We start from the raw sequence: 16,598 nt of genomic DNA, 5'->3' as shown, positions 1-16,598 counted from the left end.
CCTACCGGGGTAATCCGATCGCTTTGTATTTGCGGAGGACGGAATCGGGCTGCCAGATCGGACCGAAAGTCTATCCTTGGAACGATGTCATGGGTGTCGGGGAAACACCGAATAAAGCCGCTGCTGATTTCGAGGAGAAATGGAAGACAAAAGGCTTAACAGCGAACATGTATTCAGGCCCGGCCTGGGAAGGGGGTATTAAGCCGGAAAGGCCAGCACCGCCCAAACCGGCTCCTCCCTCGAAGCCTACGGTCGCTCCAGTAGGTACCGCCCCTGGATCGCCTGCCCCGACTGCTCCCGTCACCAACACAGCTCGAACTGCCACGGTTCCCGTTGAAGCGACTTCTACCACTGCACCTGCTTCCGCAACCCAGCCATCTGGGAAGTCGGATTAACCTCCGTCGAGTATTGCCTTCTAATTCATCGTGACAGCGAGCCACTGTTGACGGCCTGTGTGGCAAGCTTGCTATGTTTTATCCCATAAGCGGCATACACGAGAATGCCGATGATAGTCCATACCACAAAACGGATCCAAGTCGCCCAAGGCAAACCAGCCATCAGGTAAAGACATGCCGTTATGCTCAAAATAGGCACGAGAGGCATCAAGGGAAGACGAAAAGGACGAGGGCGGTCCGGCTTCGTGTACCGGAGCAGCATCACGCCCAGGCACACCAACACAAAGGCAAAGAAGGTCCCAATGTTGGTCATATCGGCTGCTTCCCCTATCTGAAAGAATGCTGAAAGAATTGCGACGGCGACTCCGGTTAGAATGGTCGCGCGATGCGGGGTCCCAAACGTCGGATGGACTTTGGACAGTCCGGGGCTTAGGAGTTGATCGCGCGACATGGCAAAGAAAACACGAATTTGTCCCAGCATCATCACGACCAATACGCTCGTAATACCCGCCACAGCCCCGATGGCGACAATGGTGGCGCCCCATTTGAATCCCACGAGGTTCAGCGCTTCGGCCACCGGGGCATAAATGTCGATTTGGGATACGGGGACCAGGCCGGTAATCACGGCTGCCACGGAAATATAGAGCACCATACAAATAGCCAGCGAGCTAATGATACCGATCGGAACATCTCGTTGAGGGTTACAGGCCTCTTCTGCAGCAGTCGAGACCGCATCAAACCCGATATAGGCAAAAAAGATGATGGCGGCGGCGGCCCGCACCCCCTCGAAGCCGTTGGGCATGAAAGGCATCCAATTATCGACGTTGACAGCGGGAGCCCCAACCGCGATGAAGAACAGAATCACCCCCAGTTTGAGGAGCACGATCAGACCGGCCACACGCGCACTTTCTTTGATCCCTATCACGAGGAGGGCCGTGATCAACAAGACGATGATCGCAGCCGGAAAATTGGCAATACTTCCCTCCGGGCCCCCCGCCCAATGCGGTGGATTGATTGCCCAATAGGGCAGTTCCAGGCCCGCAAGCTTCAGTAACTTATTAAAATACCCGGACCAGCCGATGGCAACCGCTACGCACGCCACACCGTATTCCAGAATCAGATTCCATCCCGTGAGCCAGGCAAGAAACTCACCCAGGGTGGCGTAAGAAAAAGTGTATGCTGACCCCGCGACCGGGATCATCGCTGCAAATTCGGCATAACACAGCGCCGCTAACGCACAGGTGACGCCGGAGAGAATGAAGGAGAGGATGATTCCCGGTCCGGCTCCCGGTCTATGCGCATCACCGACTATGGCGGTACCGATCAGGACGAAAATACCGGTTCCAATAATCGCGCCGATCCCAAGCGCCGTGAGATCCCACGCCGTCAATGTTTTCTTGAGCCGATGCTCCGGATGGTCGGCATCGGCCAGGATTTGATCTATTGGCTTCGTCCTGAAAAGTCGGCTGCTCACGGTTTCGCTCGATCCCACCCTGTCAGGATTCGCCGTGACGGGGTCAATGGGCTGCGGCTCCATCTGAGGTCAAAGTGTAGCAGGGAACCATAGGAACAAGGTGGTTGTGATTGTTGGAACGGTCCAGAGCGATCATGCACGCGTCCGGCGAGCCGCCCGTAACAGGGCTTCAAACAACCGACGATGGACCGCATGCCGTTCGAACAAGAATTCCGGGTGCCATTGGATCGCGAGTAGAAATCGATGCGGGACGGATTCGATCGCTTCTATAATCCCATCGGGTGCCACGGCACTCGCTTTCAGCGACGGCGCGACTATCTTGACCGATTGGTGATGGGAACTATTCACCATGAGCTTGCTCTTTGCGACCACCTTGTTCAAGAGGCTCTTGGGCGCCACAGTCACAGGGTGAGCGACATGGACCGCCTTCGCTTTTTGGCGATGATCCAACGCGCCGGGGACTTGTGCGGGAATGTCCTGATACAGACTCCCTCCACAGGCGACATTCACGGTCTGCATCCCTCCACAGATTCCCAGGAGCGGGAGATCCCGTTTCCTTGCTTGATGGACTAATTCCAACTCAAAGTCGGCGCGGCGCTCACTCACGAGCGGAAATTTGTAGCGCTGCTGCTCTCCGTAGAGATGCGGTGGAAGGTCCGGTCCGCTGCCAGTGATGAGCAGCCCATCGACACGGTCAAGAAGCCGTCGTCGGGCAGACGGTTCCGCTACTAACGGAAGGATCAGAGGAATACCGCCGAGTTCTTCAACGGCTCGGATGTACCGAGCCCGCAAGAAGTAGGTCGGCTCATGCCCGCCCATGTCCTTCCTGTCACCGGCATTAAAATCTGAGGTCACGCCAATGACAGGTTTCATGCTCGATGAGCAGACTAGTTTGTCGCCGCAGGCGCTGCAGGCTGAGTTGGCATCGCCTCACTTTCGGCCGCAACGCCCAGGAACCGTACCGGAACATCGCCGTTGAGATGCTCCGGAGTAATGACATAGGTGCCATACATACTGGGGATCCAAACACTCTTCGCCGTTGGTTCACTAAATCCCGAAAAAAGATAAGCGAGCCCACCGACTAGTCCACCTCCGATGGCAAATGCCGCTTTAAACGGGAAATACAGGATTGTAGAGACAGCTGCGGCAGCTCCCATGCCGGCCCCGTTAGCCGTCCCTTGTTGTGTGTCAGCGGACGACGACTGACTCCAAGCCGGTGCGACAAGCATCGAACAGTAGGTAATGACAACGAAGAGAATCACCATTGGGAGTCTCACGTGAAGCGCCTCCTTCCTTTTCAAAGGGACAACGATGGGATGCATGAACGATCATACACTAGCCACGGCATGCGTTATAACAAATTCGGTGCTGAATGCAACCCCGATGAACCTCGACATTAACAGGATGATGATACCGAACGTTCAGGGACCAGATCCAACTCTCCCAAGATGTAGGCGAGAACATAGTCTACGCGATTGCTGGCTTCCTGATCCAGCTCGATTATCAACTCATCGGCTTGGATTCGCTGATTTTCTTGGGCCAGACCCGCTTGCAGCCTGAGATCAAGTTTGCACCAACAAACCGCTTGTGCAAAGCACTCTGTTATGCGTTCTTGATAGTGAGGATGCTCACGGGGGTCGAGTGCCGTCAAACTTTTCGCGAGTCGATCAGCAAGGCACATTTTCCGTCGAAGAACCGACAGTTGGTCGGTCCTCATCTCGACAGAGACCTGAATACCCGCTTTCCAACTCCGTTTTTTCACGTTGAACACACAGGCCAGCATGTCGGGTTGTCCCTCAACCGACTCAGGCCCGAAGAAGAACGTGACTCGATAAGATGGGACATCTCGAGCTGATTCTGGAATCATGGGGCGCTATTGTACCATGAATCACACGGAAACTTGAGGGCTTGATGGACGCCCCTGTAAGATAGAAACCCATGAGCGACGTGGCCCACCAAACGCGGATCGCTGCGATCCAAGAAGCACTCCGGGACATGGACACGATAGATGGATGGCTTTTCTACGACTTTCGCGGCAGTGACCCGCTCGCTTATCGGGTCCTGCTCCTTGATCCGACCCGGCATGTCACTCGGCGCTGGTACTATTGGATCCCTACGTCGGGGGAACCGGTCAAACTCCTGCACAGGATCGAACCACATGTGCTGGATGAGTTACCGGGTCAGGTCCAGCAGTACGTCTCATGGCAACAGCAACGTCTGTTATTGGCCTCCCTGTTGCAAGGTCGACAGCGAATCGCCATGCAGTACTCACCGTTCAACGCTGTTCCATATCTGTCCAGAGTTGATGCAGGCACCGTCGAGCTGATTCGAAGTTTTGGGTTGGATGTGGTCTCATCGGCTGATCTCGTCCAACGATTCGAGGCAGTCTGGACGGATGAACAACTGGAATCGCATCGGTACGCCGTGACGACGCTCAGGAACATCGTCGACGAGGCCTTCGCCCATGTGGCGTCTTGTCTCACCAACGAACGTCCGTTATCTGAATATGACCTCCAACAGTTTATGCTCACACGTATTCGCGATGCGGGCATGATGACGTCCAGTGCTCCGATTGCAGCTGTTGATGGCCATAGTGCCGATCCACATTATGGACCGACTGAGTCAGGCTCTTCACTCATCACGCGCGACAATTTGGTTCTGATCGATTTATGGGCAAAACGAACGGCACCGGGCTCGGTCTATGGAGATATCACTTGGACAGGCTATACCGGTAGGGACGTCCCGGCAAAGCAGCGCATGATCTTTGAACATGTCCGGCGCGGACGCGATGCGGCCCTGTCGTTTGTCCAAGATCAGGTGGCTACAGGCCGATTTCCTTGCGGATGGGAAGTCGATGATATCTGCCGCAATACGATTCGAGCGGCCGGCTACGGTGACTTCTTCATTCATCGAACCGGCCACTCGATCGGTGAGGAAGTCCATGGTAATGGAGCCAATATCGACAACCTGGAAACTCAGGACGATCGTCGGCTCCTGCCGAGAACTTGCTTTTCTATCGAACCCGGAATCTACCTGCCGGGAGAGTTTGGGATTAGGAGTGAGCTTGATGTCTACATATCGGATCGAGAAGCCGTCGTGCATGGCTTACCGCTTCAAACCGAAATCATGGCTCTTCTCTGACTTTTCATATCTCACCGTTCTGCTCTGACCCTTTCTTGACACTATGTCTAAGAGGCGGCTAGATTCACTCATCGGGCAGGGATACCTTCCCTAATCACATGCGAGGCCGTACATGTTCGGCACCATGGGTTTCTCGGAACTCATTATCATTCTGGTCATCGTGCTGATCATCTTCGGAGCGGGCCGTCTGCCGCAAATCGGCGAGGGCGTCGGCAAGGCATTGAAAGGGTTTAGAAGAGAAGTCACTGAAGTGCCCCAGGCCTCCTCAAGTCAGGCCCCACAAGAAACCGAGCCGCCACAAGCACTTCAGACTCCGGCAAACATTGCAGCGACACGGCCTCAGACCGTAGGATCATTGCCGGCAATGGCTAGGCCAAATACTCCCCGTGCCCTTGGTCCGGAACAGACACCCGGCACCACTGCCTCGTTGTTGTACAATACAAACCCTCAGCCTCCGCAAATATCCGCTCTTCCCCCAAATCAAGCGTCGGCCTCTGCCTCAAACCAGGTGCTATCGATGGAGGAACGGGCTGCCGCTCCACCTCCGAGGACTCACGCTTCATACCCACCTTTGCCGGCTGGTTCTCAAGCAAAAGTGACCCCCAAACGTCCTTCAGCGATCATCAATAAGAATGCTGTCGCCCGCGTGCAAGCACAACAAGCTGCACTCAAAGCTAAACAGGCACAATCAGTGGCTGGAGTATCGCCCGATGATCTGCAGCATCTCGGTGAAGGTCTCGGAGAGGTCGTGCGAACGTACCGACAAGCCGTGACCGAAGTTCGAAATAGCGTCGATCCTCAGATATCTACGATTCAGGCCGAAATGGCCGCAGCCAAGAACGAAATCCAGCAATCCATCGAAGCGGCTAAAGAACTACCGCAGGTGCAAGAGGATCCCCAAAAATCTGCGTGATTTTCATCTCATCCGTCCCGGCGAAAGCAGTTTACTGGCTTCGGTTCTTGGGGGACGGATTGACGTCGGCCAAATGATCGGCATTGCCCGATAGAGCGACCGTCTGAACGTGACATGCTATCAGAATAGGCTGGCTTGTCTCACGAGGGGTTTCGGCTTCGATTCAAGGCCTCAACCAGTCCGACCAGTTGCTCCTGTACCTTCCTCTCCAATTCCACGAACTGAATGCCCATGCCTGGAAACAAAAGATATCGCTCCGGCTTATTGCGGACCCAGGCGACCTTCGCCTTCGCTTTCAGCCTGTCCCACGGCCGATCCGGGAGCGCAAATTCGACCGTCAGCTCGGTGCCCGGACTGAGAGGGGCGCCGCTTTCGATAAAGAGCCCACCGCCGCCGATTCCCCCGGTTAGACTGTCGAACTGCTTCCCTTCTGGCGTCGTATACCGGACCTTCAGGGCAAGAGGCGCGCGAGGCTGGGTACGACAATGGGCAAACCGGTCATCCTCACCGCTGACCAGTACGCGCTCGATAATTGCTCCCCATGACATGCTGCCCAAAAGCTGGCCCGAGGTATCGTGTATGTTGATCGTCTCTCGCCCAGAATCCACAACGAGTGATTTCCCCTGATGTCCGGCAGTGGAAACGACAGGAAACGTCATAGGTCCATTCCTTTTCCCTTTTCTGGGTAGTCTAAGTCAGGACTGGAATTAGGCTGCGTGACCCATGTTCTGGAGTGATTTCACTAACTCGTGGATTCGATCGCGGACATCCGCCGCTATCTCAGTGAACCGTACTCCCATTCCAGGACTGAACGTATATTGGTCGGCTTTCGGACAAACCCAGGCGACGGTTCCGGTCGCCGGCATCCATTCCTCGGATTTCTCCGGAAGCGAAAACTCCATAGCCAATCTAGTCCCTACAGGAAGTGGGGTCTGGCTTTCGATGAACAAGCCTCCTCCACCAATACCACCTGCTCGACTTTCGAATCTCGGTCCCTCTGGACTGTTGTAGCGCACCCGGAACGTGAGCGAAATGCGAGGCTCTGACCGGTCTTCCCTTTGAACTGATATCTTACGATAGGCAAGAATTTGATCAATGACAAAGTCCCAGGACAGGCTGCCGATGACATCCCCGTTGACTCCCAACAAGACGACCATTTCACGTGCCCCGTCAAGTTCGATGACTTTGCCTTTGTGCCTAAGGCTCGATGAAACAGGGTACTTCACAAGCCCTCCATCCGACACACGCACGAGGAAAGTATAGCTCGGGGTTTCTGATTGTCGAGGAAGATCACGGTGTTTAGACAAGAGAGAGAACAGCAGTCTGGCGGGGGAGAAACGATCGATTCGACCTCCTAACGAGCTATAGGTGAAGGCCGAGCGTGTATGGAACCTTCAGCTTTTACGCCGTCTTAGCGTCCTTTTCCTGTTCGAATATGCGGATCGGCTGGTTCTTCCCCAAGATCGCATCTTCCGTGATCACTACCTCGACAATCTCTTTCTGAGAGGGGGCATCGTACATGACGTCAAGCATCACTTCTTCAAGGATTGCCCGAAGGCCTCTGGCACCGGTTTTCTGCGCATAGGCTTTTCGTGCTACCGCCCCCAGCGCCCCTTCCGTGAATCGGAGCTTGACCTTTTCGAACGACAGCAACTTTTCGTACTGCTTGGTCAAGGCATTGCGTGGTTCGGTCAGGATACGGATCAAAGCTCGTTCATCCAACTCCTCTAACGTGGCCACGACCGGTAACCGTCCCACGAATTCGGGTATCAGGCCGTACTTCAAAAAATCCTCGGGCTGAACCTTAGCCAAAAGGTCACCCAAACGAACGTCGCTTCTTCCCCGGATTTCAGCTCCGAATCCCATGGCTTTTCGATTCAGACGCTGTTCGATGATTTGTTCTAAACCGACAAATGCTCCACCACAGATGAATAAAATATTGCTGGTGTTGACCTGAATAAATTCTTGATGCGGATGTTTTCTCCCTCCTTGTGGCGGGACATTTGCCACTGTGCCCTCGATCAGCTTCAGCAAGGCTTGTTGAACACCTTCGCCGGAGACATCCCGTGTAATAGACGGGCTGTCGCTTTTTCGACTGATCTTATCGATTTCATCGATATACACGATCCCGCGCTCAGCCCTTTCTACATCGTAGTCCGCAGCTTGCAAAAGCTTCAGAATGATATTCTCAACATCTTCACCAACGTAACCAGCTTCTGTCAGCGTCGTGGCATCAGCGAGGGTAAAAGGGACGTCAAGATACTTGGCCAAGGTCTGGGCCAAGAGGGTCTTCCCCGTGCCGGTTGGGCCCACCATTAGAATATTGCCCTTCTGGAGTTCGATATCATCGACCCCCTTTTCCCTTGACGAGATACGCTTGTAATGATTATGCACGGCCACAGACAGAATTCGTTTAGCCCGCTCTTGCCCGATGACGTACTGATCGAGGTGATGTTTGATTTCAGTCGGCTTCTTGAGTTTGGACGAAATTTCTTCTTTTGCTTCCTCCCAGTCCTCCGCAATGATGTCATTACAAAGATTGACGCATTCATCACAGATATACACCGTCGGTCCAGCGATCAGTTTTCGCACCTCATCACGGCTTTTCCCACAGAAAGAACATCGCAAGTGTCGATCCATTTTTTCTTGCTTGGCCATGTACCCTCCCGTGTTACTTGCCTTTGATCCCGTCTCTTGCCCCGTCGCCGGATTCTACGACTTTCATAAATTTGGGTGGTCGTGTGATCACCTCGTCAATGAGACCGTACCGCTTCGCTTCTTCGCCGGACATGAAATAGTCCCGTTCCGTGTCATGCGCGATCTTCTCAATCGGCTGCCCAGTGTGTCTAGCCATGATTTCATTGAGACGTTCGCGAATTTTGAGAATTTCTCGAGCATGGATGTCGATTTCCGTCGCCTGTCCTTGGAATCCACCCAACGGTTGGTGGATCATCACCCGGGCGTTGGGCAGGGCAAACCGCTTGCCTTTTGTCCCGGCGGTCAATAAGAGGGCTCCCATACTGGCGGCCTGACCGAGGCAGATGGTATTGATAGGGGGCTTCACATATTGCATGGTATCGTAGATGCCCAATCCGGCTGTCACACTACCTCCCGGCGAATTGACGTAGAGATTGATATCTTTCTCCGGATCCTCCGCTTCAAGAAAGAGAAGCTGCGCAATCACCAAGTTGGCAAAAACATCGTCGATTGGGGCTCCAAGGAAAATGATGCGATCTTTGAGAAGGCGTGAGTAGATATCGTAGGCTCGTTCGCCTCGATTAGTTTGCTCGACTACGATCGGAACCAACATATTGCTTAATTCCTTTCCTGGACAACTTCCGGCCGCCAGAATCCGCGTGAAACGATCACCGCGCCTATCCTTGAATGACCGCTTGACGATAGACAACATCCAGTGCCTTGTCGGCCAAGATCCTCGCGCGTAATTCCTCAATGGAGTCCTGACCGCCAGCCTGGATCATTTTCACGAGATCGTTCATCGGCACCCTGAGCTCCGTGGCTAGTCGAACCACTTCATTGTTCAGATCATCCTGGCTCACCGACAAGCCTTCTTTTTCAGCGATGGCCTCAAGAATCAAGCTGGCTTTCACACGACGATTTGCCTCCTCACGGTGTTCGTCGCGAATCCGCTTCAGTTCTTCCATCTCTGGCGCAGGGAGAGAATCGGTGACTTTGCCACGCTGCCGTGCTTGTAATTTCTGCCGCACAATCGTGCTGAGCTCCCGTTCTACGAGTGTGTCAGGAAGATCGAAATGATGGGTGTCGATGAGGCGTTTGAGAAGAGCGTCCTTATAGGACACCTCGATATCCTTCTTGAGCGCATTTTCCATTTCACCGCGTAGCTTTTCCCTTAACTCGTGAAGCGATGCGTACGGTCCGCAGTCCTTGGCAAATTCATCGTCAAGCGCGGGCAGTTTCTTCTGCTTGACTCCCTGTATGACTAGGCGAAAACTGACAGTTTTTCCCGCAACTCGTTGGTCCGGATGGCTTACCGGATAGGTCTGAGGAATCTCGACGACATCCCCTTCCTGTCTTCCGATAAGGTGAGCATCTATTTCAATCCCCAGCAACGCGGCCCTCGAACCCACCCTATGTAGCTGCCCCCCCTTCTTTGTCCCTTCAAGAGGAGCTCCGTCCAGGAATCCTTCGAGATCGACAATGGCATAGTTCCCTTCGGCTAAAACCGTGCCATGTGTGGCCGCATCCAGGCGGGCCTGTTGTTCGCGCAATACCTCCATGGCACGATCTACCTGTTCCTCCGCAACCGTGCGCTTGTCAGCCTGGAGCGAAATAGGATTGGGGGGCTTATAGTCACGAAGGTCGATCGTGGGTTTGATTTCGACTGTCGCCGTGAAAGTAAACGGAGAGTCTTTTTTGATTTTGACCCGATCCAAAGGGGGAATATCCACCACTACTGGACTGATCCCAGCCTGTTTGATGGCTCGACCATAGAAATCCGGCACGAGCTTGCGAATGACATCTTCTTCCACTGCCTTAGCATAGCGTTTTTCTAGAATGGTCAAAGGGGCTTTTCCTGGTCGAAACCCTGGAATCTGAACCTGACGGTTGAGTTCCGAATACGCTCGTGAAAATTGTTGTGTCACCTCATCGGCTGGCACCTCGATTTTCAAGGCGCGTTTCATCGGTCCTAACTCGGTCACTTCCATTTTCATCGTCGTGATTGGGCGCCCTGCAAAGGAGATCGTACGTATGGTGCGAGAGGGGGGACTTGAACCCCCACGGTTGCCCACGAGATCCTAAGTCTCGCGCGTCTGCCAGTTCCGCCACTCTCGCATGGTTGAGGATGTCGCGGAGCTGTCACTCTACCTAGATCCAGCAAAATAGTAGATGGCTCACACTGCAAAAACACGAGATGTCGTATAGCGTTGTACCGTTGGGCACCTGTAATGTCAACCCATACGACCGGGGGTGGCCTATTCTAGGATGTAGGTATGAATGGTCTACCAGCCTGTTTACTGATCTCGGCCATCTCCCATCGCTCATCGAAAACTTTAGCCATACGCTCGTCCTGGTACACCTCAGGACGACCTTCCTGAAACGGGAATTACCTCCCGCCAAACTTCATGGCAATGGCCCGGGCAGTTCACCCAACCTAATTTCCGCAACTGTTTGACCATCTTTTCTGGGCGAACGAGGTTGCCCATTAGCCGGCAGGTCAAGTCGGCACAGACGTTCCCGTGAAACGAATCTTCTTCTTTCCCCTTGTCAATCTTCTCGCCGCGGCGGTGATCGTTCGGCCACGCACCCCTGTTTTCGTTTTATACGATGTCGGACCGTTGGTTCGCACCAGTCACCCATCAGGATCACGGCATGGGGAGAAATCTTCCTCGAGAGTTCTTTCCGCCCCTGGCAACCTTACGTGCCCCAGAACACTGTCGGTACCACGCCCCCTCCAACGGGAGCAGATTCACAGATCCGCTGGCTCCCTTTCAGGTCCAACCTCGTTGTGGCTCGCGGCGTGGGCGACCCAACCGATCACAACCCGTGCGAGTGGTATGTGAGGGACGACACAGCGGCCATACGACGCTAAAGTTACCCACGCGACACAACCTCCCGATGTCGCCGGTCTCCAGCATGATGGTGAGCGCGAGAATCTCACCGATCGCTCCCACGGACTTCAGAAAACTGAACGGCGGACGACGCGTGACGCGTTCCAGGATGGTTCGCTCTAAGATCGCGGTCTGTTCATCGGCGCTCGACATCACCGGCAGGTCGGCCTTGATCGCCAGAGCGACATCCCTATTGGGCAACAGCTCATCGACCTGTTGGCCATTGAGTCCTTTGACCTGGTTGGCGCTGAGCGAACGGCCTGTGTTGCGGGTCAGCAAATTCTGAATGCTCAACGGCTGTCGTGGGCAACCGCAAGCTTCCGTCCGATACGCGTCGGGAATCGATGGATGAGGGAGATGCCACCGGAATGGGTCAACGGCTGGGCACCAAACATCACTCAGAGAGTTCCCGATCAGCTGAGCAGCGGACGGAATCCTACCACTGCGTCGTATTCCGTCCAACGCACCTGAACGGGCATGCTGGGGGGCCCTGGCGGGGCAGAATGATCAGACCTCTCTGTCTTACGCCCGATTCAGGACTAATTTTCTCATCGCGAAGCTCCCACCAAATCATGTACTGTCTGCGAATGAATCGCGTGATGACCCTATTCAGGTGCCTCTGTTCAGCCGGTGCCCTTATCGCTTTTAGCATGATAATGGGATGTGGCTCAACGTCTCCCAGCCGCCCCCCTCTGCCTCCCTCAGAGACCGATCTCGTCTTGCTCTCATCAACGGCACTCTGTGAGGGCAAGGCGGAGTTCCTCAAAGACCATCCACCAAGCACGCATATCGTCAAGCCGTGGGGGAGCGGCCAGGAGCTCATGATTCCTGAGGAGAAAGGCATCTTACACGCAGAAGAGGCCTATTTTTTTGACGAAGATGGTGTACTGGTTGGAGCTCTCTTTACATTTCCCAAAGGTCTTGATCTTGAGCCCTACTCGGTACTCCGAGACACGCTCTCACGGCTGAAGCCCTCAGTGGAATTCTACCTGAACGTGGCTCAACTTGAGGCGCGAGGGAACATGGAAAGCAGTGCTCTCTTCGAAACAGGTGATGAGAAAACCACGATGCAATACCTCGTCACGGGTCTGCGAGAACGCCCGATCCTGCTCCAAGCCTCATTTAGCATTGATCCCTATGTGCGACTCTTCTCTCCATACCGGCGGGAGTTCCTTGATCGTCTTCGCAATCCGGCAGGGGGAAATGGAGGGCAAAAAATGGAACGGCAGGGAATCGAAGATAAAGAACCGTTTTCGTCCTTGCAGCAATTTGCTCGGGGCCAAGCTGCCCAGCTCGCATACTGCGGTGAGAAGAACTATGATATCGCGGCCGATGCGTATCAAAAGGCGATCGCCAGTGGATTCACAAATACGGTGTGGCTTGCCGAAGCCCATCATAAATTGGGCCTCGCCCAGGAAGCCAAAGGTCAGCTCGACAAGGCAAAAACAGAGATGCTGCAGTCGCTCGCTCTCAGGCCAAATATCCCGGAAGTGCTGAACAATCTTGGCACGGTCGAGGTCAAACTCGGAAACAAAGCTGCTAGCCTAAGCTTGTTTGAAAAAGCGGTGATTCTTCGCCCCAATTATGCCTTGGCTAGGTACAACTTAGCCGAAGCCATTGAAGACACGAACCCTAAGCGCGCTATCTCTGAGTACGAAACCTACCTTGCACTCTCAGAAGGGATTCCGGAAGAGGAAGCGCGGATTGCGCACGCCAAAGAACGCGTCAAGGTTTTGAAGCAGTAGTGTCGCGCCCTACCGGGATTATTTTCTATTCTCGTGAAGAAAACGATTCAGCCTCGAGCTTGCTCTTCCTGTTCTTGAAGGGTTTTGCACTCGATACAGAGGGTGGTTACCGGGCGGGCTTTGAGCCGCTTGTAGGGAATGTCGCCGCTGCAGCGTTCGCAGATCCCATAGGTCCCGGCGTTCATCTGATCCAATGCTTCATTGATCTTCTTCAGCAACTTTCGCTCACGATCGCGAATTCGCATGGAAAAATTCTGGTCGACCTCAGCGGATGCTTGGTCGCTGACGTCCGGAAATGTCGCGAGGTCGCCTCGATGTGTCAGGACTTCCCCGACATCATTCAGGATGGCTGCGCGTTGGCGTTCGAGGTCACGGCGGATGTCGGGATACTTGGCGTTCTGGGCGCCTGATTTCGGCTTGTTCACGGAACGCCTGGCTCCCACCGAGCCCTGCGATTTTGTCGATGGAGTGCGTGTACCGGAACGGCGTATCTTCATGATTAGGGTTCTGCGTGTAAGGGAAACAGTGAACTATACCAATCTAGATGAGAGGGGGTCAACGAGGGTTGGAACCTGCTGTACAGGCTATACATCGCGCCGACCCTCGATCGATTTCAGCAACGTCACTTCGTCCGCATACTCAATGTCCATACCCACGGGAATTCCATAAGCAATTCGAGAAACGCGCACGCCGAAAGGCTTGAGCAATCGGGTCAGATAGATCGCTGTGGCTTCTCCCTCAATAGTGGGGTTCGTCGCGAGAATGATTTCTTCAACCCCGCCGAGTTTCACGCGCTCAATAAGTTCCTCAGCCTTGATGTCTCCCGGACCTACACCGTCGAGTGGAGAGAGCGCTCCCAACAGGACGTGATAGAGTCCTCGATAGGCGCCAGCCCGTTCGACGGCATACAGCGTGCTCGGTTCTTCAACGACGAAGATTTTAGTCCGATCGCGTTTCGGGTCGAGACAAAACTCGCACAAGTCTGCTTCGGCGATATTCCGACATTGTCTACAAAACGACAACCCATCCTTCACCGCACGAATGGCATCCGCCAGTCGCAAGGCATCCTCTCGCTCGGCCTTCATGAGGTGAAAGGCCAACCGCTGGGCGCTCTTGTGACCGATTCCCGGGAGACGGACCAGTTCCTTGATCAATCTCGCCAACAAGCTTTGTTGATCGACGGGCATCGCTAAAACAGACCCGGAATTTTCATTCCACCCGTCAGGGCTTTCATTTCACCTTCCATCAATTCCTTGGCCTTGCGGAGCGCCTCGTTCGTCGCAGCCACCACAAGATCCTGGAGCATATCGACATCGCCGCTCTTGACGACCTCGGGATCGATCGCCACGCCAACGACCTGCATCGCGCCGTTCGCCGTGACGGTGACGATCCCGCCGCCGGCCGTCCCGCTGGTGGTTTTTGAGGTCGCTTGCTCCTGGATCTTGGCCATCTGTTCCTGCATGGCCTGCGCTTGCTTCAGTATGTTGCTCATGTTGCCGAAAGGATTTTTCATTCGCTTGCCTCCTGCTGGGCTATAATATGAACGTCGGCCAATTCGACGCCGAATATCTCGAGGGCCTGCTTCACCGTCGGGTTCGACTTCGCACGTTCGAACAACACCAGCCGTTGTTCTTGCTCCTTGGCCGCTCGTACTTGGGCCATGGTTGGCCCCGGTGGATGTGTCTCCGTCAGCTCGATAATCCGGACAGGTATGGGATATCCCAACTGGCGCTCGCACAACCTTGACAACACCAAAAGATTTTCTGCTTTCTCCAATCTAGCTTTCGCTACGGTTGCTTGCTTGCCGAATCCGATAATGACAAAGCCACCCTCCATCCCAACAAACCTGCCGGATTCGAGAAAGGGTGCGATATTGGGAAATGAAGCCGCAACCTCTTCTTGGACTAACTCCCACTGCAACATCGGTTGTGGACAGACGGCTATGGGAGGTATGGTGGTGTGGGTGGCTGTTCCCTCATTGATCGGTGGAATGTGAAATAGTACAGATGAAGTCGATCGCCCTTCATCTGTTTCCGCCATGGACGTCTGAGCTGCTTTAGGGCTGGACCTTGGCGTAGCCGGTACGTCCTGACGCAAAGGCGGCGGAGGTGGCGGCCCACTCTTGCGTCCTTCCGACCCAGCCGGAGGTTTCTGGTTGGAAGACGGCGATGTCTGTACTGGACGCGCCTCTGTACCCTGCCGTCGACACAACAGCCGTGTGGCTTGAACAGCCGCGGTCTCCATCACAAAACGAGGGTGACTGCTGAATCGTAAGGAATCTTCCGCTTGAACGAAGATTGCGAGCAACTCCTGAAGCTGCTCAGGAGTCAGTTCCTTGGCATTCATCGACAGTTGGTTCAGATCGTCCTCCGAGGTCTCAATCAAGCTACGCAGTTCGGCCCTACCGGGAACGACTGCCGCCACGAGCAGATTGCGTATGCATTCCACCACCTCCGCGCAGAACGCCCGCAAGTCATGCCCTCGGTCCATTAGCCTGGCCAGGCTGACAAGGGCCGCATGGCTGTCTTGGGTGATAATCGCCTTAATGATCTCCTGCACCAGTTCTTGCGGGACTGCTCCCAACAGAAGTTCAAGATCTGCGTGGCAGATGGCCTTGCCACCATATGCAACGGCCTGATCAAGCAAGCTCAGGGCATCGCGCATACTCCCTTCACTGGCGCGAGCCAGTGCCACAAAACTCCGTTCTTCAAGCGTCAACCGATCTTGCAGTGCCACGTGCCGAAGTCGTTCAATGATTTCGGTTCTGGCAATACGGCGAAAATTGTAATGCTGGCATCGCGAAAGAATCGTTGCGGGGATTTTGTGAATCTCCGTGGTCGCAAAGATGAAAGCCACATGGGCCGGTGGTTCCTCGAGCGTTTTCAACAGGGCATTAAACGCTGAGTTTGAGAGCATGTGGACTTCATCGATGATATAGACACGAAACTGACCACGAAACGGCGTGAACTTGACGTTCTCACGAATCTCTCGCACATCGTCCACGCTGGTATTGGACGCACCATCGATTTCGATGACATCAACCGAGTTCCCTTGCGTAATCTCACTGCAATTCTCACAGCTGTCGCAAGGATGGCTGGTCGGTCCTCGTTCACAGTTGAGTGCTTTCGCGAGAATTCGTGCGACGGTCGTTTTCCCCACGCCTCGCGTGCCTGAAAAGAGATACGCATGCGCAATCCGTTTGGTCGAGACCGCGTTCATTAACGTTTGGACCACATGCGGCTGACCGATCACATCGTCAAACGTACTGGGTCGATATTTACGCGCGGAGACTTGATAGTCCATTTCTCGCTATGCCTACCCTACGCAGTTATGCGCAGTCGA

The 16,598-nt window shown here is 54.4% G+C and carries 17 protein-coding genes and 1 tRNA gene; 3 read left to right on the top strand and 15 right to left on the bottom strand.

Annotated features, from left to right (window positions below; all coding sequences use genetic code 11):
- Positions 1-420: 420 nt before the first annotated feature.
- The 4 genes from P0120_15770 to P0120_15755 all read right to left on the bottom strand — a co-directional run bounded on the left by P0120_15770 (position 421) and on the right by P0120_15755 (position 3,736).
- Positions 421-1,869, bottom strand: coding sequence for an amino acid permease (locus tag P0120_15770; protein MDF0675770.1), 1,449 nt, complete (start codon positions 1,867-1,869; stop codon positions 421-423).
- A gap of 132 nt (positions 1,870-2,001) precedes the next feature.
- On the bottom strand, positions 2,002-2,742 hold the full coding sequence (locus P0120_15765) for a gamma-glutamyl-gamma-aminobutyrate hydrolase family protein (GenBank protein MDF0675769.1): 741 nt from the start codon (positions 2,740-2,742) through the stop codon (positions 2,002-2,004).
- A gap of 14 nt (positions 2,743-2,756) precedes the next feature.
- Entirely contained in the window at positions 2,757-3,146 is a 390-nt protein-coding gene (locus tag P0120_15760) for a hypothetical protein (GenBank protein ID MDF0675768.1), read from the bottom strand.
- Between the two features lie 119 nt (positions 3,147-3,265).
- Positions 3,266-3,736, bottom strand: coding sequence for a hypothetical protein (locus tag P0120_15755; GenBank protein MDF0675767.1), 471 nt, complete (start codon positions 3,734-3,736; stop codon positions 3,266-3,268).
- A gap of 71 nt (positions 3,737-3,807) precedes the next feature.
- Here P0120_15755 and P0120_15750 point away from each other — a divergent pair, with 71 nt between their 5' ends.
- Together P0120_15750 and tatA are read left to right on the top strand one after the other, a co-directional pair.
- A complete protein-coding gene (locus P0120_15750) occupies positions 3,808-5,010 on the top strand; it encodes a M24 family metallopeptidase (GenBank protein ID MDF0675766.1) in 1,203 nt (400 codons plus the stop codon).
- 112 nt (positions 5,011-5,122) lie between these two features.
- Positions 5,123-5,923, top strand: coding sequence for a twin-arginine translocase TatA/TatE family subunit (tatA, locus tag P0120_15745; protein ID MDF0675765.1), 801 nt, complete (start codon positions 5,123-5,125; stop codon positions 5,921-5,923).
- A gap of 140 nt (positions 5,924-6,063) precedes the next feature.
- On the opposite strand, the gene P0120_15740 is transcribed toward tatA, so the two are convergent.
- The 7 genes from P0120_15740 to P0120_15710 all read right to left on the bottom strand — a co-directional run bounded on the left by P0120_15740 (position 6,064) and on the right by P0120_15710 (position 11,805).
- Positions 6,064-6,582 (bottom strand): PilZ domain-containing protein, encoded by a 519-nt coding sequence (locus P0120_15740; GenBank protein MDF0675764.1) that lies wholly within the window; start codon positions 6,580-6,582, stop codon positions 6,064-6,066.
- Positions 6,583-6,630: 48 nt separating this feature from the next.
- Positions 6,631-7,149: a TIGR02266 family protein gene (locus P0120_15735; GenBank protein ID MDF0675763.1), complete on the bottom strand. Its 519-nt coding sequence runs from the start codon at positions 7,147-7,149 to the stop codon at positions 6,631-6,633.
- Positions 7,150-7,324: 175 nt separating this feature from the next.
- On the bottom strand, positions 7,325-8,581 hold the full coding sequence (clpX, locus tag P0120_15730) for an ATP-dependent Clp protease ATP-binding subunit ClpX (protein ID MDF0675762.1): 1,257 nt from the start codon (positions 8,579-8,581) through the stop codon (positions 7,325-7,327).
- A gap of 13 nt (positions 8,582-8,594) precedes the next feature.
- The gene (gene clpP / locus P0120_15725) at positions 8,595-9,233 is read right to left on the bottom strand and encodes an ATP-dependent Clp endopeptidase proteolytic subunit ClpP (protein ID MDF0675761.1); all 639 of its coding nucleotides are present in this window, start codon (positions 9,231-9,233) and stop codon (positions 8,595-8,597) included.
- A 64-nt stretch (positions 9,234-9,297) separates the two neighbouring features.
- Complete coding sequence (tig, locus tag P0120_15720; protein ID MDF0675760.1) at positions 9,298-10,608, bottom strand: trigger factor; 1,311 nt, start codon at positions 10,606-10,608, stop codon at positions 9,298-9,300.
- A 44-nt stretch (positions 10,609-10,652) separates the two neighbouring features.
- A tRNA-Leu gene (locus P0120_15715) sits at positions 10,653-10,735 on the bottom strand.
- 656 nt (positions 10,736-11,391) lie between these two features.
- A complete protein-coding gene (locus P0120_15710) occupies positions 11,392-11,805 on the bottom strand; it encodes a hypothetical protein (GenBank protein MDF0675759.1) in 414 nt (137 codons plus the stop codon).
- Between the two features lie 527 nt (positions 11,806-12,332).
- On the opposite strand from P0120_15710, the gene P0120_15705 reads away from it, so the two are divergent.
- Positions 12,333-13,256, top strand: coding sequence for a hypothetical protein (locus P0120_15705; protein ID MDF0675758.1), 924 nt, complete (start codon positions 12,333-12,335; stop codon positions 13,254-13,256).
- A gap of 47 nt (positions 13,257-13,303) precedes the next feature.
- On the opposite strand, the gene P0120_15700 is transcribed toward P0120_15705, so the two are convergent.
- From P0120_15700 to dnaX, 4 genes are all read right to left on the bottom strand, one after another.
- Complete coding sequence (locus P0120_15700) at positions 13,304-13,681, bottom strand: TraR/DksA C4-type zinc finger protein (GenBank protein MDF0675757.1); 378 nt, start codon at positions 13,679-13,681, stop codon at positions 13,304-13,306.
- Between the two features lie 159 nt (positions 13,682-13,840).
- Entirely contained in the window at positions 13,841-14,443 is a 603-nt protein-coding gene (gene recR / locus P0120_15695; protein ID MDF0675756.1) for a recombination mediator RecR, read from the bottom strand.
- A gap of 2 nt (positions 14,444-14,445) precedes the next feature.
- The gene (locus tag P0120_15690; GenBank protein ID MDF0675755.1) at positions 14,446-14,769 is read right to left on the bottom strand and encodes a YbaB/EbfC family nucleoid-associated protein; all 324 of its coding nucleotides are present in this window, start codon (positions 14,767-14,769) and stop codon (positions 14,446-14,448) included.
- The gene (gene dnaX / locus P0120_15685) at positions 14,766-16,559 is read right to left on the bottom strand and encodes a DNA polymerase III subunit gamma/tau (protein ID MDF0675754.1); all 1,794 of its coding nucleotides are present in this window, start codon (positions 16,557-16,559) and stop codon (positions 14,766-14,768) included. The genes P0120_15690 and dnaX overlap by 4 nt, the downstream gene beginning before the upstream one ends.
- Positions 16,560-16,598: the final 39 nt, after the last annotated feature.

Origin of the sequence: Nitrospira sp. (assembly GCA_029194675.1) — a bacterium.
Lineage (GTDB): Bacteria > Nitrospirota > Nitrospiria > Nitrospirales > Nitrospiraceae > Nitrospira_D.
Note: the sequence above shows the minus strand (reverse complement) of the source record. Positions and strands in the feature narration are given on the sequence as shown.

Bases quoted from the DNA above. Each gene is read 5' to 3' on its own strand.
- tatA (MDF0675765.1), top strand. From the start codon at position 5,123: ATGTTCGGCACCATGGGTTTCTCGGAACTCATTATCATTCTGGTCATC.
- P0120_15765 (MDF0675769.1), bottom strand. From the start codon at position 2,742: ATGAAACCTGTCATTGGCGTGACCTCAGATTTTAATGCCGGTGACAGG.
- clpX (MDF0675762.1), bottom strand. From the start codon at position 8,581: ATGGCCAAGCAAGAAAAAATGGATCGACACTTGCGATGTTCTTTCTGT.
- clpP (MDF0675761.1), bottom strand. From the start codon at position 9,233: ATGTTGGTTCCGATCGTAGTCGAGCAAACTAATCGAGGCGAACGAGCC.
- P0120_15690 (MDF0675755.1), bottom strand. From the start codon at position 14,769: ATGAAAAATCCTTTCGGCAACATGAGCAACATACTGAAGCAAGCGCAG.
- P0120_15705 (MDF0675758.1), top strand. From the start codon at position 12,333: ATGATTCCTGAGGAGAAAGGCATCTTACACGCAGAAGAGGCCTATTTT.
- P0120_15740 (MDF0675764.1), bottom strand. From the start codon at position 6,582: ATGACGTTTCCTGTCGTTTCCACTGCCGGACATCAGGGGAAATCACTC.
- recR (MDF0675756.1), bottom strand. From the start codon at position 14,443: ATGCCCGTCGATCAACAAAGCTTGTTGGCGAGATTGATCAAGGAACTG.
- P0120_15755 (MDF0675767.1), bottom strand. From the start codon at position 3,736: ATGATTCCAGAATCAGCTCGAGATGTCCCATCTTATCGAGTCACGTTC.
- tig (MDF0675760.1), bottom strand. From the start codon at position 10,608: ATGGAAGTGACCGAGTTAGGACCGATGAAACGCGCCTTGAAAATCGAG.
- P0120_15750 (MDF0675766.1), top strand. From the start codon at position 3,808: ATGAGCGACGTGGCCCACCAAACGCGGATCGCTGCGATCCAAGAAGCA.
- dnaX (MDF0675754.1), bottom strand. From the start codon at position 16,559: ATGGACTATCAAGTCTCCGCGCGTAAATATCGACCCAGTACGTTTGAC.